We start from the raw sequence: 23,334 nt of genomic DNA, 5'->3' as shown, positions 1-23,334 counted from the left end.
GTATGGCACTTACCAAAGCCGAAATGGCAGAGCATCTTTTTGAAACGCTTGGAATTAACAAACGAGTAGCTAAAGAGATGGTTGAGTCGTTTTTCGAAGAAATTCGTCAAGCGTTAGAAAGTGGTGAGCAGGTCAAGTTATCTGGCTTTGGCAACTTTGACCTAAGGGACAAGAATCAAAGACCGGGAAGAAACCCAAAAACTGGTGAAGATATCCCGATCTCAGCTCGTCGAGTGGTGACTTTCCGCCCGGGGCAGAAGCTTAAAAGCAGAGTAGAAGAAGCTAACGCAGACAAGTAATACTGCATCAGTCTCTTTAAAGGCCACTCTTATGAGTGGCTTTTTCTGTTAGGCAACTTGTTAACAAATATTGCAAACAATCCGTTTGCCAAAACATGTGTGTTTGAGGTTTATTTTTTGTCTAGAAAACCAAAATATTTTGACCGCCGTTTTAGGTTGTCGTTATTACACCCCAAATTATGGTCAACTTGGCTGGCTATCGGAGTGTTGGTTGGATTTGGATTGTTACCCGCTTGGCTACGTGATCCCATCGCAAAACAATTGGCCAAGCTGGTAAAAAAGATCGCTAAGAAACCTTTGCGCGTGGCGAGGGCAAATCTTACAGCGTGTTTCCCTGATAAATCAGCTACAGAAATCGAGCAGTTAATTCATGAGAATGTCGAAAACTTTGTCATGATACTACTGGCGCAGTCTGAATTAATGGTGCGCTCTACGGCTAATTTAAAGCGCCGTGTTGAGCTACATGGTTTCGAGCACGTAGAGCAGGCAAAAAAAGCTGGGCAGCCAGTGGTATTTATCATGCCCCATGTTTGGGGAATTGAGTATGCTGGTTTGCGGCTTAACACTCAGTTACCTATGGTCACAATGGCTAAAGCGCATCGCAATGAACTATTTGATTGGTTTAATAACCGCATGCGTAGCTCTCAAGGTGGCAATGTTTATATGCGTGAAGCGGGCATTAGAGCGCTATTGTCTGAACTTAAATTGGGTAATAGCTTTTTTTACTTGCCCGATGAAGACTTGGGGCCTGATAAAAGTATTTTCGCGCCATTTTTAGGGACCGTAAAAGCCACTTTGCCGGTAGTAGGGCGGCTAGCACAGGCGGGTAACGCTCAAGTGATGCCGGTTAAAATTGGTTATGATCAGGATAAGCGTAAATACCAACTCACAGTTATGCCGCCTATAGATCCGCAATCAATGCAGGGTAAAGACAATGAAGCGCTTGCGCTTAACCAAGCGGTAGAGCAGGTGATTAAAGCCTATCCTGAGCAATATATGTGGTTCTTAAAGGTGCTGCAAACTCGCCCCGCTGGCGAGCCTTCAATTTATCAGTAAAGATAGCCTGGAGCTGTTGTTACAAAAAAGCCGTTATAGAGATGACGGCTCTTTGTTATTTGCGACCAACGATCACTCAACGATCAATTGATAGTCATTGCGCAGTACATCGATAATTTCTTGACGAGGATTATCACTGAGGGTGAGCTTTTTCCCTATAACGGTCTCGGCAATTCCGACATAGGTGTTGGAAATATCCATCATTACGCTAGTGGGTAACTTATTGTCAGTTGCCAGGGCGAGTCGCTCTTGCATGCGGTTTTTGTTCAGCAAAATATCGGGATCAGGGAAGTGGTTTAGCAACCATTGTCTGAAGCCTTCTTTTGATTTCTCTACAATTTGACCTTCGCGGCGAGCGGGTCCATCCCAAATACGTGATGAATCTGGCGTACCGACTTCATCCATGTAGATTAGCTTTTGGTTACCGCTTGCATCATTGACGTAGCCAAACTCAAATTTTGTATCAACAAAAATCTGATCTTGCTCAGCCAGTGCGGCACTAATGACATCAAAGCCCTGTTTAAGCAACTTTTCATACTGACTAATATCATCAGTATTGCGGAAATTAAAGCCTGCGTAGTGACGCTCAATGTCACTGCGCGATACATTGACATCATCAGCTTCAGGCACACCTTCAAGGCCGGTTAAAATACCTTTGGTAGACGGGGTGATCAGTAATTCTGGTAGTTTTTGATCTTTTTCTAGCCCTTCAGGCAAAGTAATTCCGCAAAACTCTCGTTCACCATTGCTGTACGCACGCCACATTGAACCTGTGATGTATTGGCGAGCAATGGCCTCAATCATGATAGGTTGGGCTTTTTGTACAATCCAAACAAATGGGTGCGGCACGTCCAAAATATGGCTATCTGCAAGGCCTTGCTCTTTAAATAATTTAAACCAGTGATTGGAAATAGCATTAAGCGCTGCGCCTTTACCTGGTACACCATTCAAGCCATTTTCGCCTTGCCAAATGCAATCAAACGCCGAAATACGATCGCTTATCACCATAATAGCCAATGGTGTATCAGCGGGTACATCGTAACCCTTTTGTTCAATAAGACGCGCACTATCTGCGGCGGTTAACCAATAGACACTGCGTACTTTTCCAGAGTGAACCGCTTTATCAGTGCGGATCGGCAGGTCGTCGTTGACGGCTAAAACTTTGTTTGACGGATTCATAGGGTCTATTGTTATTTATCATGTTGGTGAAGGAAGTTTTCGGCGGGAATTGTAGCAGAACTTGACTCGCTCAACAGCTATTTCAGTCGCAATTTCAACTGCTAAACAGTGTGTTCTCATATTAAGAAAATTAACTGTGCATAGGCTGACCTCGAAGCATGTTCTTGCTGTGAATATGGGCAAGTTTACAACCTTGGTGCTGGACTGGTCGCCACCGTGTAACGCGAGATAATCTCGGCAATCTTATGCTCTTGATGCATATTGATGATGCCGTGATTAAGCTGATTGATTAATCTCTGCGGCATTTTTTCGTTGTGAGAAATATGGATGTTATTTGGTTTAATGGTGTCGGAGAAATCATTAAAGGCAAATAAGCGTTTGTTAAACCCATAGCGTTCAATGGTGTAATGACTGCGAATCCCCATAGAGACAAAGCCCTTACCGCGGTTATTCAATAGCGCATTGAGTGCACTCTGGTGGCTATTGACCGCAAAAGCTTTGATCTGGCCTGAGTCTATGTATTGTTGCAGGCCTGGGTAACTGTACCCTTTAAGCAATATGACCGTTTCACCAAATAGATCGTCGATACGCTGATAGTGGAACGGGTCGGCAGAGCGGGTAAGCAATTGATGGTGCACGGTGAATAATGGGGTCGCCACTAGGTGAGTGTTTTGAATTGCGACCGCTTGATGCTGGGCCCATACTGGAGAGCCGTAGCTAATCCAAGGTTGCATCTGTTTTTCATTCATTGAGCGAATATAACGCAAAAAAGGTGCGTGTTCAGTACGCAGTTGTTGTTTTAGGTAGTGCTTTGCAAGATGGTTGACGATATCGGTAATGATGCCGCTGTATTCAATGGCGTCTGTTTGGCTATGCACAATTTGAAACGGCTCGGCTTGCTGAGCGATAACCAAATAAGTTAGTGGTTTGGCTGCAATTGACAACGGTGCGAATAGCAGCAAGAAGACGACAAGCCTTTTGTACATCCAGCGCAACCTTTTTTGTTATTATGTTAATACCATCAAGGCTAAAACATAATATTATGTAAACGTGATAGCAAGCAAAATTTGCTATTAAGTTGATGTTTTTAAAGTTTTTGTGATGCTGTAGTGGCAGGTAGATTCTAGCGTAAAACGATTGCCGTTATCTGTTATGTGTTTAGTAAAGTGCTTTACGCGAACACAGACCACTTTATAGGCATTATCCGCGTCATAAGCCAAGCTAAACCGCATGTTTAGCTATTTTAACCAATCGTACTCTTAAGTTGATTGGAGCGGGGTCAGCTCAAGTCTTGGCGACTTAAACTGACTTGCCGTGGCACTAAAGGGGTTGTTTTGTTAGATCACACCCAGTTCACGTAACCTTTCCATTAGATAGCTGTCTGCGGTATAGCGACTTGAAAGCACGACTTCTGGTTTCGGGTGGAGAAACAGCGGCAGCGAAATACGAGAGCGACTCATATCTGCCCCTTCGGGGTTAATCACTCTGTGGGTGGTTGATGGGAAATACCCACCAGAGGCTTCTTGCAACATGTCTCCAATATTGATGATCAGATTGCCAAAATCACAGGGTACGTCTAACCACTGACCGTCTTTGGCTTTAACCTGCAGTCCGGGCTCATTGGCTGCGGGCAAGATGGTAAGCAAGTTAATGTCTTCATGTGCGGCGGCACGAATGGCACCGGGTTCTTCATCACCAGACATTGGTGGGTAATGTAAAATTCGCAACAGTGTCTTGTGGCTTTGCTCGATCATTTTAGGCAGAGCAATAGAGTAATTGACGGCAATTTCTGCTGGTGTATGAGCTTCTACCCAGCTTAGCAACTCTGCTGCTAAGTCATTAGCTTGCTGATAATAGGCAATAATGTTGTCTTTTAAAGCAGGTGGGATGCGTCCCCAAGGGTATACATGGTAGTACTCTTTAATGTCTTTAACTGTTGCGCCTTTGGCGGTTTCAGAGACTTCAGCTGGGAAAAAGCCATCTTGAGTTTCCGGCTTAAACAAATATTGCTGTTTTTCATCACTATTAAAGAAGTCTTGCCATTGCTGATAAATGGTTTCAACGAGTTGCTTGTCAATGGGATGTTGAGTGAGCACCCCAAAGCCAGTCTCTCTTAATGACTCGACAAATTGCTGCGCACTATCTGCTGCTTGATAATTTATGGTTGGTAGTTGCATCTGCTTTTCGCTTTTATTGTATGTTTGACCCAAGATAGATAGTAGCCTGCATTATTTTAGCCTGCAAACAAGTGTGACATAAGTCACTGTTTTATTGTTTTTAATTTAGGTTTAGGTGATCGAAAAAGTCCATTAATAACGTAATATCAGTCAGATGAGTGTAAACAAGCATCAGCAAAATAATTTTGCTAATATCTTAGTAAATTAGTCGGATACTTAATCTGTTGACTCAGTTGAGTTATCGCTGCAAATGATGACAGAAATTGACCTTAAGTCCGGTCTAGGTAGTTATAAGCAATCGCGAGTTAGAGAGTTGGAGAGTATTAATGCGTGAGTTAACTGAATTCGAACGATATGTCATTGAAGAAAAAGGCACTGAGCGACCTTTTAGCGGTGAGTACCACCTACATGATGCTAAGGGGGTGTATGTTTGCAAGCGTTGTGATCAGCCGCTTTACTTGAGCGAACATAAGTTTAATGCCCATTGTGGTTGGCCTGCGTTTGATGATGAGATTGCCGGGGCAGTTAACAGGATTCCAGATGCCGATGGCCAACGAACAGAGATCGTATGCAGTGGTTGCGATGGCCATTTAGGCCATGTTTTTGCCGGTGAGCGCTTAACAGACAAAAACTTGCGCCATTGCGTCAACTCAGTCTCCATGAGTTTTAAAGCATTAGATGATCTGGCACAAAACCAAAGTACGACTGAATTTGCAACCTTTGGCGGTGGCTGCTTCTGGTGTATCGAAGCCGTATTTAGTCAATTAGCCGGTGTGTTAACCGTTCAGTCTGGCTATAGCGGTGGTGATGAGTCAGATGCGAATTACAAAGCGGTTTGTAGCGGATCGACCGCCCATGCTGAAGTGGTTCATATTGAGTTTGACCCCAAAGTGATCTCTTTTGATGAGTTATTGGCTGTATTTTGGCAAAGCCATGATCCGACAACGTTAAACCGTCAAGGTAACGATATTGGCCCGCAATACCGTTCAGTGGTGTTCATTCATAATAGTGCGCAAAGCGATAGCGTTAATCAGCATATTGAACAGATGACCCGAGCTAGGCTATGGCCCGATCCTATCGTCACTCAAGTGAGTGCTTTCGACCGCTTTTTCCCTGCTGAGTCATACCATGATGACTATTTTGCTCAACATGGTGAGCAGCCATACTGCCAAATAGTGGTTAAGCCGAAAGTGGATAAAGTTAAACAGTTATTTGCTGACAAGCTAAAGTAGGGCACGTAGAACAAGGCCGCGTTGGCTAAGTGCCAACGCAGCTAGGTTGATTAACTCAATTCAATTTCATAAGAGGTGAATTTTCGAAGGTTAATCACGCCGGTATCAAAAATTAAATACTGACCCTTTATGCCCTGAAGAACACCGGATACTTCGGGGTTTTTATCAAAATTGTGCGAACTAATCTTAGTTGGATATTGGCTCACCGGAAATGAGATCGACTGGGGTGCATTGTCTAATCTCTCAATGGCGTATTCACCATGTTCCATTGCCAGTTCGTGCAAGCGTGTTTCAATTTCTGGTAGCAATTCAGCCGCTTTGGCTTGCAAGTCCATTGGTGACTCATCGCCTTTAAGCATTGCACGCCAATTGGTTTTGTCTGCGATCATTTTTGCCAGCTCAACTTCAACAAGCCCTGACAATTGGCGGCTTGATACTTTCAGTATTGCGAGTGCTTGAGTCGCGCCTTGGTCAATCCAGCGTGTAGGCAGTTGAGTATGACGAGTAATGCCGACTTTTAAACCTGAGGTATTCGACAAGTAAACATAGTGGGGTACGAAACAGTTGGCTTGCCCCCATTCAGGCTCTCGGCAGGTACCTTGATCATAATGGCAGGTTTCCGGTTTCATAATACACATGTCGCAGCTAGCAAGTTTCTTCATACAAACAAAACAGTGCCCTTGCGAGTAGCTTTTCTTTGTTTTCTTGCCGCAGTTACAGCAGTGAATATTACCGGTATGCACTAATGTCAGTGTTTTGCCTATATACGGGTTCATGTCGACTAACTGATCGCCAAGTGGCAATTGATAGCTAACTTCACCTTGCGCATTGAGTGCGCTCTTCATTTTTCTGATATGACCAATAGTGGTGTTTGACATTGCGTTTCCAAAGCTATTTTTATGATTTGGTAGCTAGTCTAACAGATTATCATAGACAACTTAGAACGATTTAATCGATTAGCATTGGCTCGAAATAGGCAGAAAATGCAGGATATATTTGTTAATAAAAAAGGCCAGCTGTAAAGGCTGGCCCATGAGTCTCTGTTATGTGCAGGTATTAGCGTTCGAGCTTGTCCAAAACCACGTCATCGCCAATAGTATAAAGCGCCTCTGTTAAGCGCTCATCGCTATCTTGTGCCGCCTGGCCGACAATAAATGTCGCCTTGAATAGCGCTACGCCTGTGTGGCTTGCGCTTTCGTACTGGGTACTAAAATGTTCAATGTTCATACCCGTAGCATTGATCTTATTGGAGATTTCATGCACTAAACCGGGGCGGTCATAGGCAACGACACTATAGCTAAGTTGTTGTGAAGGTTGACTTTCTTGCCCAGTCTTTGCATACGTTAAACTTAGGCCTTCTATACACTCTAGGCTATCGACTAAGTTGTCCCAATTATTTGCCGGTACTTCAAGTAACAAAATGGCAGCAAAAATACCATTAATGTGACGCAGTTCAGAATCTAACCAATTACCGCCGTGACGACTGACTGCATGGGCGATTTGCTCGACTAAACCCGTTTTGTCGGCTACCTGCAAGGTTACTAAATATCGTAACATTTTGATAAAACTCCACTAATTAATAAAAAAGCTGACATTGCCCCACTGTAACACTAGTGTCATCTTTACGTCATATAATCCCACTCGTCTGAAATGGGTTGCGAACACTATTGTTAGCATAGCGTTGTTCACAATCCCAGAAAAAAGTCTACTGAAACATAATAAACGAGGTTTTTAATGGAAGCTCAGGTATCTCAACCTGGTTCTACGGCAACAAACCTATTAATGGGTAAGGGCTCGAGTAGAAGGGCGATAAAAGATAGATTAACACAGGCAGGTGTAACCTTAGGTGGCACAATGGTTTTTGTGGCACTACTGCTGATTTTTTTCTATTTGCTTTATGTAGTAAAGCCAATATTTGACGGTGCAGAAATCGCGCCCGTAAGCCAAATTAGCCTCGATGAAACTAGTGCTCCGGCATTAATGGTCGGCGCAGATGAACAAAATGAAGTACTTTACCGTGTTGGCGAAGATGCCACGGTGAGCTTTTATCGCGCATCTAGCGGTAGCGAAATTGAAACCAATAAGCTTACCATCCCTGCCGATGCGAGCATTGTGAGTAGTGCGGTTTCTGTCCCAAGTGAGCAACGTTTTGCATTTGGCCTATCTAACGGTCAGCTTATCCTCGCAGGGATTGACTTTGGCGTTACCTATCCAAACAACCAGCGTCTTATCACGCCTAAGCTGCGCTTGCCTTTAGGTGAGCAACCTTTGCAGGTAGCACTTGATGGCGCGCCGCTAAATAACCTCGCGTTTGCCTATGCCAGTGACAAAATGTCATTTGCGTATCAAGGTGATGACCAAACATGGTATCTCACTCGTAAAGAGGGTGAAGAGAACATGATGACCGAAGAGGTCGAGTGGTACAGCTATCGCGGCATTATTGCCGATGCACCACAACGTGTTGATCAGCAACTGATGACGCCAGATCAGCGTCAACTTATGTTAAGAGCGAACAACAAGCTATTTGTTTATGACATTCGCGATGTAGAAGCCGTGCGCTTACTACAAGTAGTTGAACTTGAACGCAGCAAGGCCAAAGTGACTGATGTTACGCTACTCGCTGGCGCGAGTTCAGTGTTGGTGTCTTACGACAATGGTTTGGTGTTGCAGTATTTCCAAGTTAACGGTGATAAAGGTCGTCAGTACCAACAAATCCGTGAATTCAAAAACAAAACCGCTATCGCAGCTATGGCGAGTGAGTTTTATCGTAAAAGCTTCATCACTGTCAGTGAGCAAGGCGAACTGAACCTGCTATACACCACTAGCCAACGTAAGCTGCTCACTGAAACTTTTGATATCCAAAACCCAACAGCGCTCGGATTTACCCCACGTTCGAATGCGTTGGTGGTCGAAGCTAACAATAAGTTAAACCTATTTAGCGTTGATAACACTCACCCAGAAGTTTCTTGGAGTGCGATGTGGAGCAAAGTCTGGTACGAAGGTTACCCAGAGCCACAGTTTGTATGGCAGTCAACCTCAGGCTCAGATGATTTTGAAGCTAAGTTAAGTTTGACGCCTTTAGCGTTCGGTACCATGAAAGCGGCACTGTATGCGATGTTATTTGCAACGCCATTGGCGATTGCTGGTGCTATCTATACGGCTTACTTCATGTCACCAAAAGTGCGCGCCGTTGTTAAACCGACCATTGAAATCATGGAAGCCTTACCGACGGTTATTTTGGGTTTCTTAGCGGGTCTGTGGTTAGCGCCGCTGATTGAAGACAACTTGCCGGGCATACTGGTGCTATTACTGCTGTTGCCACTGTCGATACTGACTACCGCATTTGCGTGGCATAACTTGCCAGGTAAATGGAAACAGCGTTTACCTGAAGTCTATCAAGAACTGATGTTACTGCCGGTGATTATCTTTGTAGGCTGGTTCTCATTCTACATTAGCCCAACCATCGAATTAGCCTTCTTTGGTGGCGACTCGCGTATGTTCATCACTAACGAGCTAGGAATTACATTCGATCAGCGTAATGCACTAGTGGTGGGTATTGCTATGGGCTTCGCGGTTATTCCTACCATATTCTCTATTGCTGAAGATGCGGTGTTCTCAGTACCCCGTCACCTATCAAACGGTAGTTTGGCTTTAGGTGCGACCAACTGGCAGACATTGACACGCGTTGTGCTACTTACCGCAAGTCCGGGTATTTTCTCAGCCGTAATGATGGGATTAGGCCGTGCTGTGGGTGAAACCATGATTGTACTAATGGCAACGGGTAACACCGCGATTATGGAGTGGAGCGTGTTTGAAGGTATGCGTACCTTAGCGGCAAACATTGCCGTAGAGATGCCAGAGTCTGCTATTGGCAGCTCACACTATCGTGTGTTGTTCTTGGCCGCATTCGTGTTGTTTATCTTCACCTTCTTCTTTAACACCATTGCAGAAGTGGTCCGTCAGCGTCTTCGTGAACGCTACAGCTCACTGTAAGGGGAAATGGATGTTTAACGTAATTGTATTGTCGCCTGAATCCGTAAGAGGTTGTTGCAATGGGTAAGTGGTTTAAATCAGGGGCTCCATGGATATGGATGACAGGTGGTGCTGTTAGCATCAGCTTGATCGCAGTATTAGGGCTATTGTTGCTTATTGCCTGGCGCGGCCTAAGTTACTTTTGGCCTGCAGAGATTTATCAATGGGAGCTAGTTGATCAGCAGGGACAAAAATCCACCATTATTGGTGAGATTTATGACCGTGAAGAAGTGCCTACTGAACGTTTAATCTCAGCGGGTCACAAGTTTAACGACCACCCGGGTGAGACCGTCACGCGTTATTTGATTAAAACCGGTAACCGTGAATTTGTTGGCCTAGATTTTCGTTGGGTGATGGAAACCGACATCGTGTCGCGTTCAACACCTGAAGGGATTGCCAAAATGGAGCGCACCAAGAATGGTGACTTCTATGGCTACCCGGTAGCGATTATCGAAAATGGTAAGCGTCTTAACCCAGAAGATGTTGAAAGTGAGTTTGAAGCGCAAATCGAGCGAGCGGTAGAGCTCAGCGAAAAAGCGGTAGGACTACAAAAGCGTGAAATTGGCGCCATTAATCATAAGCTTGAACAACTTCGTTTAAAAGAACGTCGTTATGAGTTAGATAATGCCCTGACCGATAGCCGTAAGCTTGAGTTACAAACGCAGCGCGATACCTTACAAGCTGACTATCTGGTATTGGAAAAGCAGTTCTTTGACCTGCGTGCAGAAGCTGGCCGTGATGCGGTGATCATTAAAGATATGCGTGGCCAAGAGGTCACATTAAAACTTGATAGCATTTTAGGGGTGACTTACTCAAACCGTCTTAACGTGTTTGGTAAGGCAGCCCATTGGGTGAAAGGGGTAATCAACTTTGTCACCCATGATCCACGTGAAGCCAATACCGAGGGCGGGGTGTTCCCAGCTATCTTTGGTACGGTCTTCATGGTGATGCTGATGGCTGTCATCGTGACACCTTTTGGGGTTGTTGCCGCAATTTATCTACACGAATATGCCAAGAAAGGGCCGATAACTAAGATGATCCGTATCGCGGTGATTAACTTAGCCGGTGTACCGTCGATTGTTTACGGCGTATTTGGTCTGGGCTTCTTTGTGTATATGTTAGGTGGCTCAATTGACCAACTGTTTTACCCTGAAGCACTGCCTACGCCGACATTCGGCTCGCCAGGTGTTATTTGGTCGGCGCTAACCCTAGCCATTTTGACTTTGCCAGTGGTGATTGTATCGACCGAGGAAGGCTTAAGCCGCATTCCAAGCTCTGTGCGCCAAGGTAGTTTAGCCCTGGGCGCAACGAAAGCGGAAACCCTATGGCGTATTATTATCCCAATGGCAAGTCCAGCGATTATGACCGGTTTGATTCTGGCGGTTGCCCGTGCAGCAGGTGAAGTTGCACCGCTTATGTTAGTGGGTGTGGTTAAGCTGGCACCAACGTTACCTATTGATATGAACTTCCCATTTGTGCATTTAGAAAGAAAATTCATGCACTTAGGTTTCCATATTTATGATGTTGGTTTCCAAAGCCCTAACGTTGAAGCAGCGCGTCCTTTGGTTTATGCCACATCGTTCTTACTGGTTTCTGTGATTGTGAGTTTGAATTTAACCGCAATTGCCGTACGTAACCATTTACGCGAAAAATACCGTTCGCTAGAACATTAATTTACAAGCAGATTTGAAAGCGTCCGCAAAGTGGTCGGGCGCTTTAAAAACAGTTATCCTGAAGTGATTAGGAATAGATATGATTTCGATAGATAAGTCGGTAATGAAAACAGACACTTTAGATTTGGACAACTTAAGTCCTGAGCAAACAGCCCTAGAGATCCGTAATTTAGATCTTAAGTATGGCGATAAGCAGGCATTGTTTGATGTCTCAATGAAAATACCAAAGAAGAAAGTTACCGCATTTATTGGTCCAAGTGGTTGTGGTAAATCTACACTACTGCGCTGCATCAACCGCATGAATGATTTAGTCGATAACTGCCATATTGGTGGTGAGATCATGCTGCATGGACAAAATATTTACGACAAGAAAGTTGATGTAGCGTCACTACGTCGTAACGTAGGTATGGTATTCCAGCGTCCAAACCCGTTTCCTAAGTCTATTTATGAAAACGTGGTTTATGGCTTACGCTTACAAGGCATCAATAACCGCCGTGAATTGGATGAAGCTGCCGAGCGTTCACTGCGTGGCGCTGCCATTTGGGACGAAGTAAAAGATCGTCTACACGACAACGCATTTGGTTTATCTGGTGGTCAGCAGCAGCGTCTAGTGATTGCCCGTGCCATCGCCATTGAGCCAGAAGTATTACTGCTCGATGAACCAACATCAGCGCTGGATCCAATCTCTACTTTAACCATTGAAGAGTTGATCACCGAACTTAAATCTAAGTACACCGTGGTGATTGTGACACACAACATGCAACAAGCAGCACGTGTATCGGATCAAACTGCCTTTATGTATATGGGTGAGTTGATTGAATATGCCGATACCAACACCATCTTCACAACGCCAAAACAGCGTAAGACAGAAGATTACATTACCGGACGATATGGCTAATAGCTTTAGGTTAATAGTGCCAGTTTAAATTAGATACTTAAGGTTAAAACATAATGGAAAACATGAATTTAAATCGCCATATCTCAGGCCAATTTAATGCCGAGCTTGATGATATCCGTAATCGCGTATTAGCCATGGGCGGCCTAGTTGAAAACCAGTTGCAAGAAGCACTTAACGCACTGGTCTCTTTGGATGCTGAGTTAGCGCAGCGTGTGATAGAAGGCGATCACCGCGTCAACGGCATGGAAGTGTCGATTGATGAAGAATGCACCCGTATTATTGCTAAGCGCCAGCCGGCAGCCAGTGATTTACGAATGATTATTGCTATTTCAAAAACGATTGCTGACCTTGAGCGTATTGGTGATGCTTGCGTAAAAATTGCTAAAGCGGCACTCGATAAGCGCTTAAAGAACCAACAACCTTTGTTGGTTAGCATTGAAAACATGGGACGCCATGCAACCCGCACATTGCACGATACCTTGGATGCGCTAGCGCGTATGGATGCCGAAGTGGCGATTGAACTGCACCGTGAAGACAAAAAGCTTGATAGTGAATATGAAGGGATTATTCGTCAGTTAATGACTTATATGATGGAAGATCCACGTTCAATCCCTGAAGTACTTGACGTATTGTGGGCTGCTCGGGCGGTAGAGCGTGTAGGCGACCGTTGCCAAAACATTTGTGAGTACATTATTTACTACGTAAAAGGTAAAGATGTGCGTCATACCTCTTATGAAGAGATGAAAAACATCTAATCAGACTCATTACGGTCACTTATCTAATTAAAAAAGCAGCGTTCACGCTGCTTTTTTATGTAGTAACACCCCCGCTAGGGTTTTTAAGTAATGTGGCCTAGCGCGCTTGAATCTATTGATAGCGGCGATTATTCTAATGGCATAATTACAGACCGAGTGTGCATCATGTCGAGCCAACCACAAAGCAAATTAGATCGTGTTTTAGCCCAAGCAAGAGAGTATAAAGCCAAACGTGAAACGGGTTACCGCGAGCAAGCGTTAAAACTCTACCCATGGATCTGCGGCCGCTGCACCCGCGAGTTCACCCATGCCAACCTAAGAGAACTCACCGTGCATCATGTGGACCATAACCACGACAATAACCCCTCTGACGGCTCCAATTGGGAACTATTGTGTTTATATTGCCACGACAACGAACACGCTAAATATGAAGAGTTGATTCAGTACGGTGACACCACTGAAACCAAAGTAGAAGCCGCTACATATAATCCATTTGCGGATTTGAAAGGCATGATGAATAAGAAGTGATGGTCTAGGTTAAGCTAAACCCAAGCGAGAATGTAATTTTAGCTGACACGCCTTGTCTATGCTAGCTTGAAGTCACATGCCGAGGCTTATTAAGCAATGCGTGTAAAGCCAGAGCATGTAAAGCATTAGGACGATGCTAATCAACAGGGCGATCGGCGATACGCGCTTCTGCTGCTAACCATTTCGCTCGGCTGATGATCTGCTTGTTATCAGTGCCTTTAACATCTTGCTTGCGTGCGGCCGCTTGCTGGCAAATATGTTGTTTCCGTTCATCGCTTGCCGCAGACCAGCCGACAATTTCGTCAATATGTCGAAAGCAACCGACACAGAAATCATCATCGTTAAGGCCACATTTTGCTACGCAGGGTGATTGCATTTAACTATCTCAACATAAAAACAGGCCGCTATTTTATGTGAGCTGGTTCACATCTTCAATCTTGTCAGGCGCAATCTTTAATAAATGCTCACTTTAGCAGCAACAGAATAGGCTAAAAGCGATTTGTCGATATTGGTTGACTCACCGTTGCGGTGATAAACTTAAACGATTCAATTGCTATTAAGCTCGCCTGTTGGTGAGGATGGCGTCACGAGGAATTTATGAAGTCAAATTGGCCCAGTCACATTAGGCCTGCAAGCCGTTGGCCCCGCAGTTTATGGCGTAGCGCATTAGCGTTTACGTTTGGGGCGATGTTATCAGCGTGCTCTTTGTTAGAAGTCAAACTTGAAAGTGGTATTGAACCTTTACCTCAAGAGCAACTTAATATGCGGCTATTTAGTCGCGATTTTAGTCAGACGTTTTTTATCGGCGTCGAACATGCTGCTGATGACATTGCGCGACTGGCTAAAAATGATGAAGCAGCAAGCGGTGATATTAGTATCCGCTCTAATACCTTAATGTGGAAAATTAACGCTGAAGAGGCGCTCAGCCGCAGTATCTATCAAAGCTCGCCTGTGGCCGCCATGGTGGATACCTGGGCATTAACGGCGCAAATGAATGCGTTTTTTTGTGACGGATCCGGTCAGCAATTATTTGGCGAACACCAAGGGATTGCCATTAAAGCGAGTGAGCAATTACAGCGTGATTTTGAAACCACGGTGCAAGGGTTTGTTTCCAAATCAGATTTTAACAAGCACCGTAAATTCATTAACCAGTATATAGCGAGTCAGCCGCTACCTGATATCAGTTTTGCGCGGCAAACGGCGTTTCAATCTTGGTTAAAGTACAACGAGATTAGCGAGTTTGAAGCGGTCACCACCTTTGGGACTCTACCTGAGGTGATGAGTGATATTTCAGATCGCATGGCAATGATATCTGAACAGATGCCGAAAATATTAGGCTGGAAAGCAGAGCTATATGCGCTGCATTCAAACATCAACTCTGAAGAAGTGCAGCGCACGCTAGCTAGCATTGCTGATACCTCAGCTAAATTTCAAGTGCTAATGGCGCAAAGCCCAGAGATGATGCAATCTTTAGCCGTTGATTTACGCCGTGAATTAACCCCTTTGCTCAATCAATTGAGCAGTGTGACCGATGATAAAATGGCGCAGCTGTCGAGCGAGCGTGAAGCGCTAACTATCATGGTTAAAAATGAGCGCTTAGCGATAGAAGAGATGATTGCTCGCGAGCGTATCGCCGCGGCCGCGGATTTAGAGCATATCTCACAAATGACCGTCGCCAAAGTGTTTGATGAGCTCGGCAAATTGCTACAAGATCTCATCCTTTATATCATTCTATTTATTATGGTGGTGGTGTTTGTGCCGCTATTTTTAGGCATTTGGCTTGGTAAGCGTATGCAGCAACGCAGTGATAGTGCAGCGCCACAATGACAGAATTAGCAGGTTCAAAACCAGTCGTGGATAGCGGAGTAGGCGCAAGTCATGACGCGGTATATATGGGGTTTGCTGAACAATTTGCGGCAATCGACAGCTTGCTAGTGCAAACCAAAGCACTATGGCAGGTACAGGCGTTTAACTGCCAGCAACTGCCTTGGCGACAGCAATATCCGCAATTGGCACAGGCAGTATGGCAACTGCAAGATAGCGAGCTTGAAGCGCTAGACAGTTGCCCTGAAACCTTATTTGCCCGCTTACGTCCTGCACTGCAACAAGATTTGAAATCTGAGGCTGACAAGCTGTTATCGCTACTTGACCCCAAAACTTTGGGCCTACAACTGCACAATCAAGTCGCTAATCATCAGAGCAGCACAACCTCAGCACTTTCGGTCGATGAGCTGCCTCATTTTAGCGCCCATATTAAGGGGCGTAAGTGGCAACAAATTCAAGCTTTTGCTGCGGTGGTACCGCGCACCGAGTTGCCAATACTTGAGTGGTGTGCCGGTAAAGGGCATTTAGGCCGGTTACTAGCAAAGCAACATGATTGCCAAGTGACGAGCCTTGAATGGCAGGCATCGCTGTGCCAAGCGGGACAAGTGTTTGCTGACAAATGGCATTTACCACAACATTTTGTTTGCCAAGATGCCTTTGATGAGAGTGCTGCAAAACACGTTCAGGCTAAGCAAACCGCAGTTGCCTTGCATGCTTGTGGCGATCTGCATGTGCAGTTGCTTAAACAGGCTAGCCAGTCGGCGACGGAGCAAATCGCTATTTCGCCGTGTTGTTATCACTTAATCCGCGATAAACACTATCAACCTCTCAGTCAGTTAGGCCAGCAAAGCACACTGACGCTATCGCGCCACGATTTGCAGTTGCCACTGCAACAGAGTGTGATTGCCAGCGACAGTCAGCGGCAATTGCGGTTACAACAGGTCGCATGGCGTTTAGGTTTTGATAGTTTGCAGCGCTATCAACGTGATGTAGATGAGTATTTACCAGTACCCACCATGAAACAAAGCCAGCATAAAATGGGTTTTGAGCATTTTTGTCATTGGGCAGCGCAGCAAAAACAGCTCAAATTGACTAAGCCATGGTGTGCTGACTCGTTTTTGGCACAGGGTATACAACGGCAAAGATTAACGCGCCGAATTGATTTGGTGGCGCACCTGTTTCGTCATGTATTAGAGCGCTGGTTATTACTTGACCGGGTATGTTATCTGCAGGCACATGGTTACCGTGTCGAATTGTTTAATTTTTGTGATTTTACTGTCACCCCAAGAAATGCGCTTATTTTGGCCAAAAAACGTTGAAAAAAGCAGCTTGCGACTGAAATGCTCTCTAAGGTTATGTTTATTAATAGTTAAAATTAGCTATGATATTTGAATAACATTCGAAGTGTTGCAAAAACAGCGCCATACAATGTGCTCTATAAGTGAAAAATAGCCATTGATAGTGGTTTTTTATTGAATGATGCGTGTTTTCTTGTTCAAATGACGGGTTAACATTGAATAATAATATTTGTCGACGCTTAAACTGTCGATAAAGTGAGCGAAATATACTGTTTCATGAAATATTCCCGCGTTTATATAAATAGCCTAGCCTATGAGTTGGCGCCGGAAGTGGTCTCAACGTCAGAGTTAGAGTCTAGACTTGCCCCTTTGTATCAGAAGTTTCGTATCCCAATGGGGCAGTTAGCTGCACTGACGGGTATTGACGAGCGTCGTTGGTGGCCAAAAGGGCATCGTTTGTCAGACGGTGCGCTTGTTGCTGCTAACAAAGCCATTGACGAAACCGGTATTCAAGTGAGTGATTTAGGTGCGGTGGTTTATACCGGCGTATGTCGCGATCAACACGAACCAGCTACCGCTTGCAGAATTGCAGCAGAACTCGGTGTTTCAAAAGACACGGCAATTTATGATATCAGTAATGCGTGCTTAGGCGTGCTTAGCGGTATTTTAGACATTGCCAACCGTATTGAGTTAGGGCAAATCAAAGCTGGGCTTGTGGTGTCGTGTGAATCAGCCAGACACATTGTTGATATCACCATCGACAACATGCTTGCTGAGCCTACGATGAAAAACTACGCACAGTCATTAGCGACCTTAACCGGCGGCTCCGGAGCTGTTGCGGTACTACTTACCGATGGCAGTGTTGATCTTAAGTCTGACAGACAGCACCAATTGTTAGGCGCCAGTCATTTATCGGCACCAGAGCATCACAACCTTTGTCAATGGGGGTTACAGGAAGCGGGCTTGCAGCTTTATCGCGAGTTTATGCGTACTGATGGCGTAGCGCTACTTAAAGAAGGGGTTGAGCTTGCCAGACACACCTGGACCCACTTCTTAGACCAACGTGATTGGTTGGTAGAGCAGGTCGATAAAGTCATTTGTCATCAAGTGGGTGCATCTAATCGCAGACAAGTGCTTAATGCGCTTAATATTCCGCAAGAAAAAGAGTTCCCTACATACCAGCTGCTGGGCAATATGGGTACAGTGTCGTTACCCGTCACTGCAGCTATCGCTCATGATCAGGGCTTCTTGCAAAAGGGCGATCAAGTCAGCTTTCTTGGCATCGGCAGTGGATTGAACTGCATGATGTTAGGCATCAAGTGGTAGATTACGCCACGTACTAGCTGTATCGTCCCCAACAAAAATACCTGTGGCAGCCAAGTGTGCTGACCACAGGGCAGAGCAAATTTAGGACAAGTCATGTTAGACACGCTTTTTCCTTACCAGCGTCACTATTTAGATCTTAACGGCAATAAACAGCATTATGTCAACGAAGGCCAAGGCGAGCCGGTTGTCATGGTACACGGTAATCCTAGCTGGTCGTTTTACTACCGTAATGTCATTGAAACGCTTAAATCGACGCACCAATGCATAGTGCCTGATCATATTGGTTGTGGCTTGTCAGATAAACCCGGTGACGAAAGTTACGACTATACCTTGCCACAGCGTATTGACGACTTAGAAGCCTTACTTGATCAGCTCAACATTAAGCAAAACATTACCTTAGTGGTCCATGATTGGGGCGGCATGATTGGTATGGGTTATGCGGCACGTTACCCTGATCGGATTAAAAAACTGGTTATTCTTAATACCGGTGCCTTTCATCTTCCTAAATCTAAACCATTCCCGTGGCCTTTGTGGATCTGCCGCAATACCTTTATTGGTACCGGATTAGTGCGCGGCTTTAATGCCTTTTCATCGATTGCGAGTTACGTTGGCGTAAAACGCAAACCTATGCCTAAAGATATTCGCCAAGCCTATGTCGCACCATTTAATTCATGGGAAAACCGCATCTCGACCCTGCGTTTTGTACAAGATATTCCGCTTAAACCAGGTGATAGAAACTACGACTTAGTGACCGAAATTAGCCAGTCATTGCCTAAATTTAGTCAGGTGCCAACATTAATTTGTTGGGGCCTACAGGATTTTGTATTCGATAAACACTTTCTTGCACAGTGGAAACAAGAAATGCCTCACGCGCAAGTTCATGAGTTTGCTGACTGTGGTCACTACATTCTTGAAGATGCCAGCGAAGAAGTGGTGGGTCATATTAAGCAGTTTATGGCAACAAGCTAAACTGTCACCGTGGCAGTATAACTAAACGCTAACCTAACCATAAAGGCCGATGGCGATGACTCAATCAAGTAAGCACACGGCGAACTTATGTCGCCACTTGGTCGATGCGGCCAATCATTCCGCAGACAAACTGGCTGTGGCAGTGCAGCAAGCAAATGGCCTGCCTTGGCAGGCTAAAACCCTAAGCTATCAAGAAATAAACTTTGCCGAACTTAATCGTTTAAGCGACCGTATGGCCCATGCATTGTGCCAGCAGGGTATAAAGCTGGGTATGAAAGCGGTGCTTATGGTAACCCCTAGTGTCGACTTTTTTGCATTGACTTTTGCCCTGTTTAAAGCCGGCATCATTCCGATATTTGTTGACCCAGGTATGGGGATCCATAACCTCAAACAATGCTTTGAAGAAGCCAAGCCCGATGCGTTTATTGGCATACCTAAAGCGCACATTGCGCGTAAATTATTTGGTTGGGGTAAAACTAGCGTTAAGCACATTATTGGAGTGGGTGGCCCAAGTTGGCTTTGCGGTGGCCCTTCACTTGCTAGCTTGGTTGCTAAGGTTGACGCCGAGCAACCGTTTGCTATGCAGTGGTTAGCCGATGATGACATGTGTGCCATTTTGTTCACCAGTGGTAGCACAGGCACTCCAAAAGGGGTGGTGTATTCTCACAAAATGTTTGAGGCGCAAATCAGCGCACTTAGGGACGATTATCAGATCAAAGTGGGCGAGCGAGATCTAGCCACATTTCCGCTGTTCTCGTTATTTGGTCCGGCACTCGGGATGGCATCGATTGTGCCTGATATGGATGCCAGTAAACCCATCACTGCCAACCCCGATTATTTCTTTGCGGCAATTGATAAATATCAATGTAGCAATATGTTTGTTAATCCAGCGCTGATTGAGCGTCTTGGCCTTGCGAGCACAACTGCAGAACCTGTACGTAAATTAAATAGTATTCAGCGTGTTATATCTGCTGGCGCGCCTGCTACTTTGCCTTCTATTGCCCGCTTTACCACTATGCTTAACCCTGGTGTGCAGGTACTTAACTCCTACGGCGCAACCGAATCATTACCCATAAGCATGATGGGTAGCGATGCCTTATTAGATACCACGGCAATTACTGATAATGGTGGCGGAATTTGTGTGGGTCAGGCAATTAAGGGAGTGGATATCGCCATCATTGATATTGATGAACAACCCATTGCCCAGCTCGCCGATGCCAAGTTATTAGACACCCAGCAAGTTGGCGAGATAGTTGTGAGCGGCAATATGGTCAGCCAAAGCTATTATCACCGCGATGCCGCGACCTTACAGGCAAAAATGCGTGATGAAAACGGCAAGGTCTATCATCGCATGGGTGACTTAGGTTACTTAGATGCACAAGGGCAACTGTGGATGTGCGGCCGCAAAGCCCACAGAGTTGATGCCAGTGACGGCAAACGCTATTTTTCTATTCCAGCTGAGCGCATCTTTAATACCCACCCCCAAGTTAAACGCTCTGCGTTGGTGGGGATTGATGTCAACGGTGAACGAGTGCCATTATTGTGTGTCGAGCTAGACAACAGCTTAGCGTGTTCGCAATCATCAGAGCTGTTTCATGCATTAACGCAGCTTGCCGAGGCGCATTCACAAACTCAAGGCATAGCGCGCTTTCTTATCCACCCTGATTTCCCCGTTGATATTCGTCACAATGCCAAGATATTTCGCGAAAAACTGGCAGTTTGGGCGCAAAAGACACACAAGGAATAACCATGACAGCCACTAGCCAATTTGACCCGCAGCAAGTATTTAGCGCTTTACACGGCGCAGAGCAGCAAGCGCTGACGCAGTTGGCGGCAAAGGTCAATCATGCGTTTGTTACCGGAGCGGGTGGGTTTTTAGGAAAAGCGATCTGCACTCGACTGTTAGCTGCGGGTATTAAAGTGACCGGGCTTGCACGCGGTAACTACCCAGAGCTGCAAGCTATGGGTGTCACTATGGTAACGGGTGATATTGCCGACAAAGCAACTGTGACTGATGCAATGCAAGGATGTGATGTGGTATTTCATGTTGCATCTAAGGCTGGTGTATGGGGCAGTAAAGCGAGTTATTATTCCCCTAATGTTGATGGTGCAGCCAACATTATTAGCGCTGTTAAACAGCACAATATTACCAATTTAGTTTATACCAGTACGCCCAGTGTTACCTTTGCTGGCGTAGATGAAGCGGGCATTGACGAGTCTGCGCCCTATGCTAACCAGTATCTCAATTACTATGGTGAGTCTAAAGCCAAAGCAGAGCAGATGGTGCGCCAAGCCAACGGGGTCAGTGTTGCCAACGGCGAACGTTTACAAACGGTATCTATTCGGCCACATCTTATTTGGGGGCCACAAGATCCTCACTTGGTGCCACGTGTTATTGACCGCGCTCGCGCAGGCAAACTCAAGTTAGTGGGTAAACAAGACAAATTAGTTGACACCATTTTTGTTGAAAATGCGGCTTATGCGCATATATTGGCGGCGCTCGCACAAACCCAAGCCAATGCGGTTTGTGCCGGTAAAGCGTATTTTGTCAGTAACGATCAGCCTATTACTATGGCAAGCATGCTCAATAAAATTCTTGCTTGTGTGGATTTACCGCCGGTAACACAGCGGGTACCCGCCAATGTTGCCTATGCAGCCGGTTGTGTTTTAGAAGGTGTTTATTCATTGCTTAGAAAACAAGACGAGCCAATGATGACGCGCTTTGTGGCGCGGCAGTTATCTACCTGTCATTACTTTAATATCGATGCCATTAAGCAAGATTTAGGTTACCAAGCGCTAATTTCTATCGATCAAGGCATGCAAAAGCTTGCAGTGAGTTTGCGCTAAACAGTGGCTAAAGCGTCCCTGCATCTTTAGTAAACGTTCTGTACCGAGAAATATATTTTCGCCTTAAATCAGTTGCTAGAATAACTAAGCGCTGGCAATTTAAGGGTTTTCTCGGTGGCAGGAAGCTCATAATGCAGTCTCAATTAACCCCTAATTTCATCCCAAATAGATTATCTTTAAGTCAATACACGGCTAAACCAGTTCGCTCAACGCGGGCTTTGCTAGCCTCAACAGTTTTGCTAATGGGCGGGTTATTTTCTGCTCCTGCAGTGATGGCCCAAACCGCGCCGCAAATCGCTAAATCTGCGCCCGCTGAAACACTCGTCACGCAAACCTCTGCAACTGATCGACTGCAAGGTGCTTGGCGACTACAACAAGGTAAGTATCTTGACGATAAGGGCGTGTGGCAAGACTACGCCGCACTGCACCTGCAAGCCATCAAGGTGATAGCTGACGGATATTTTAGCTTTACCACGGTTAAGCAACCCCCGAGCAAATCTGGCATTGCTGCTGAGGTTGCCCCCACCGAATTTTGGGCAGCAGGTTCAGGCCAATATAAACTGACTGATACCCAATATACCGAATATCTTTCACTTAACTCTTTTGGCGCAAAGCATGGGCAAGCGTTTTCATTTGAGTACACCTTAGAGCAGCAGGGTGATAAAACCTTAATGCATACTAAACGTATTGAAAAAGGCCAACTTAAAGAAGTTGAGGTATGGCAAAAACTATAAGGCGTCTATAACTGGTTTGCTAAAGCGTTTATGTCAATGCCATAGATAGCATATTATTCAACGCTAAAATCATATAGGTAGTTCTATTACTATACAGTTGTGTAGTTGCTAAAATCTCGATCGCTAAATTAATGCTATCGAGATTTTGTTGCTGCTGTAGAGGAAAATAGATGAAACTGCCTGAAGGTGTGACCCTGATTGATGAAAAGTATCAAGTCACTATCCCTACTGGTGCTGGCACTAAGACCCGCCGCTATAAAAGTGCCATTGAAGCCTTTACCGCTAAACGTTGCGCCGAGGCCAAACTGCAAGCCAAGCTAAGTAAGCGGACTTGCAAAGTCACCGGCCAATTCGCAACTAGCTCATCATAAGAAAGTACGCTTTTTCATTTCAACTTGAGTCAAATTTGACATCGCTGTCTTAAGCCAATTAGAGTAGTTACTTAGCTAAACCAACCGCTAAACGCTCAATGAGCGCGCTGTAAAATAAACTTATAAATATAAATGA

Annotated in this window: 22 protein-coding genes; 16 read left to right on the top strand and 6 right to left on the bottom strand. The window is 45.2% G+C overall.

All coding sequences use genetic code 11. The features are described from left to right. Nucleotides 1–2 precede the first annotated feature (2 nt). Nucleotides 3–299, top strand: coding sequence for an integration host factor subunit alpha (gene ihfA / locus L865_RS0109210; protein ID WP_028772965.1), 297 nt, complete (start codon nt 3–5; stop codon nt 297–299). A gap of 117 nt (nt 300–416) precedes the next feature. Then, the gene (gene lpxM / locus L865_RS0109205; protein WP_028772964.1) at nt 417–1,355 is read left to right on the top strand and encodes a lauroyl-Kdo(2)-lipid IV(A) myristoyltransferase; all 939 of its coding nucleotides are present in this window, start codon (nt 417–419) and stop codon (nt 1,353–1,355) included. Nucleotides 1,356–1,427: 72 nt separating this feature from the next. On the opposite strand, the gene L865_RS0109200 is transcribed toward lpxM, so the two are convergent. The 3 genes from L865_RS0109200 to L865_RS0109190 all read right to left on the bottom strand — a co-directional run bounded on the left by L865_RS0109200 (nt 1,428) and on the right by L865_RS0109190 (nt 4,711). Further along, on the bottom strand, nt 1,428–2,534 hold the full coding sequence (locus L865_RS0109200) for a phosphoribosylaminoimidazolesuccinocarboxamide synthase (RefSeq protein ID WP_028772963.1): 1,107 nt from the start codon (nt 2,532–2,534) through the stop codon (nt 1,428–1,430). 185 nt (nt 2,535–2,719) lie between these two features. Beyond that, nucleotides 2,720–3,520, bottom strand: a complete 801-nt coding sequence (locus L865_RS0109195) for a substrate-binding periplasmic protein (RefSeq protein WP_028772962.1) — start codon at nt 3,518–3,520, stop codon at nt 2,720–2,722. Between the two features lie 351 nt (nt 3,521–3,871). Then, nucleotides 3,872–4,711, bottom strand: a complete 840-nt coding sequence (locus L865_RS0109190) for an isopenicillin N synthase family dioxygenase (protein WP_028772961.1) — start codon at nt 4,709–4,711, stop codon at nt 3,872–3,874. 326 nt (nt 4,712–5,037) lie between these two features. Here L865_RS0109190 and L865_RS0109185 point away from each other — a divergent pair, with 326 nt between their 5' ends. After that, nucleotides 5,038–5,943: a bifunctional methionine sulfoxide reductase B/A protein gene (locus L865_RS0109185; RefSeq protein ID WP_028772960.1), complete on the top strand. Its 906-nt coding sequence runs from the start codon at nt 5,038–5,040 to the stop codon at nt 5,941–5,943. A 50-nt stretch (nt 5,944–5,993) separates the two neighbouring features. Here the strand turns inward: L865_RS0109185 and L865_RS0109180 are convergent, their stop codons facing one another. Both L865_RS0109180 and L865_RS0109175 read right to left on the bottom strand, forming a co-directional pair. Then, complete coding sequence (locus L865_RS0109180) at nt 5,994–6,788, bottom strand: DUF2797 domain-containing protein (protein WP_372847475.1); 795 nt, start codon at nt 6,786–6,788, stop codon at nt 5,994–5,996. 211 nt (nt 6,789–6,999) lie between these two features. Next, nucleotides 7,000–7,500, bottom strand: a complete 501-nt coding sequence (locus L865_RS0109175) for a glycine cleavage system transcriptional repressor (protein WP_028772958.1) — start codon at nt 7,498–7,500, stop codon at nt 7,000–7,002. A gap of 177 nt (nt 7,501–7,677) precedes the next feature. Here L865_RS0109175 and L865_RS0109170 point away from each other — a divergent pair, with 177 nt between their 5' ends. From L865_RS0109170 to L865_RS0109150, 5 genes are all read left to right on the top strand, one after another. After that, nucleotides 7,678–9,936 (top strand): ABC transporter permease subunit, encoded by a 2,259-nt coding sequence (locus L865_RS0109170; RefSeq protein ID WP_028772957.1) that lies wholly within the window; start codon nt 7,678–7,680, stop codon nt 9,934–9,936. A 59-nt stretch (nt 9,937–9,995) separates the two neighbouring features. Beyond that, complete coding sequence (pstA, locus tag L865_RS0109165; protein WP_028772956.1) at nt 9,996–11,648, top strand: phosphate ABC transporter permease PstA; 1,653 nt, start codon at nt 9,996–9,998, stop codon at nt 11,646–11,648. A gap of 79 nt (nt 11,649–11,727) precedes the next feature. Beyond that, complete coding sequence (gene pstB / locus L865_RS0109160) at nt 11,728–12,546, top strand: phosphate ABC transporter ATP-binding protein PstB (protein WP_028772955.1); 819 nt, start codon at nt 11,728–11,730, stop codon at nt 12,544–12,546. 53 nt (nt 12,547–12,599) lie between these two features. Continuing rightward, nucleotides 12,600–13,301, top strand: a complete 702-nt coding sequence (phoU, locus tag L865_RS0109155; RefSeq protein ID WP_028772954.1) for a phosphate signaling complex protein PhoU — start codon at nt 12,600–12,602, stop codon at nt 13,299–13,301. A 165-nt stretch (nt 13,302–13,466) separates the two neighbouring features. Further along, nucleotides 13,467–13,829, top strand: a complete 363-nt coding sequence (locus tag L865_RS0109150) for a YajD family HNH nuclease (RefSeq protein WP_028772953.1) — start codon at nt 13,467–13,469, stop codon at nt 13,827–13,829. A 136-nt stretch (nt 13,830–13,965) separates the two neighbouring features. On the opposite strand, the gene L865_RS0109145 is transcribed toward L865_RS0109150, so the two are convergent. Continuing rightward, complete coding sequence (locus L865_RS0109145; protein ID WP_028772952.1) at nt 13,966–14,205, bottom strand: DUF1289 domain-containing protein; 240 nt, start codon at nt 14,203–14,205, stop codon at nt 13,966–13,968. 221 nt (nt 14,206–14,426) lie between these two features. Between L865_RS0109145 and L865_RS0109140 the strand changes: the two genes are divergently transcribed. The 8 genes from L865_RS0109140 to L865_RS0109105 all read left to right on the top strand — a co-directional run bounded on the left by L865_RS0109140 (nt 14,427) and on the right by L865_RS0109105 (nt 23,198). Next, on the top strand, nt 14,427–15,656 hold the full coding sequence (locus L865_RS0109140; protein WP_245608417.1) for a chemotaxis protein: 1,230 nt from the start codon (nt 14,427–14,429) through the stop codon (nt 15,654–15,656). A gap of 65 nt (nt 15,657–15,721) precedes the next feature. Next, entirely contained in the window at nt 15,722–16,972 is a 1,251-nt protein-coding gene (locus tag L865_RS0109135) for a methyltransferase (RefSeq protein WP_028772950.1), read from the top strand. Nucleotides 16,973–17,227: 255 nt separating this feature from the next. Then, the gene (locus tag L865_RS0109130) at nt 17,228–18,277 is read left to right on the top strand and encodes a 3-oxoacyl-ACP synthase III (protein ID WP_028772949.1); all 1,050 of its coding nucleotides are present in this window, start codon (nt 17,228–17,230) and stop codon (nt 18,275–18,277) included. 93 nt (nt 18,278–18,370) lie between these two features. After that, on the top strand, nt 18,371–19,246 hold the full coding sequence (locus L865_RS0109125) for an alpha/beta fold hydrolase (protein WP_028772948.1): 876 nt from the start codon (nt 18,371–18,373) through the stop codon (nt 19,244–19,246). Nucleotides 19,247–19,301: 55 nt separating this feature from the next. Further along, complete coding sequence (gene oleC / locus L865_RS0109120; RefSeq protein WP_084632505.1) at nt 19,302–20,993, top strand: olefin beta-lactone synthetase; 1,692 nt, start codon at nt 19,302–19,304, stop codon at nt 20,991–20,993. A gap of 2 nt (nt 20,994–20,995) precedes the next feature. After that, nucleotides 20,996–22,093 (top strand): 2-alkyl-3-oxoalkanoate reductase, encoded by a 1,098-nt coding sequence (gene oleD, locus L865_RS23475; protein WP_051484539.1) that lies wholly within the window; start codon nt 20,996–20,998, stop codon nt 22,091–22,093. A gap of 131 nt (nt 22,094–22,224) precedes the next feature. Further along, nucleotides 22,225–22,827, top strand: coding sequence for a hypothetical protein (locus L865_RS0109110; RefSeq protein WP_051484538.1), 603 nt, complete (start codon nt 22,225–22,227; stop codon nt 22,825–22,827). Nucleotides 22,828–22,997: 170 nt separating this feature from the next. Continuing rightward, nucleotides 22,998–23,198 carry a hypothetical protein gene (locus tag L865_RS0109105; RefSeq protein WP_028772945.1) on the top strand — a complete coding sequence of 67 codons (201 nt, stop codon included), beginning with the start codon at nt 22,998–23,000 and terminating at the stop codon, nt 23,196–23,198. Nucleotides 23,199–23,334: the final 136 nt, after the last annotated feature.

The sequence above is a fragment of the Shewanella waksmanii ATCC BAA-643 genome, from assembly GCF_000518805.1.
GTDB classification, from domain to species: domain Bacteria; phylum Pseudomonadota; class Gammaproteobacteria; order Enterobacterales; family Shewanellaceae; genus Shewanella; species Shewanella waksmanii.
This window is presented reverse-complemented; position numbering and strand designations above follow the sequence as displayed.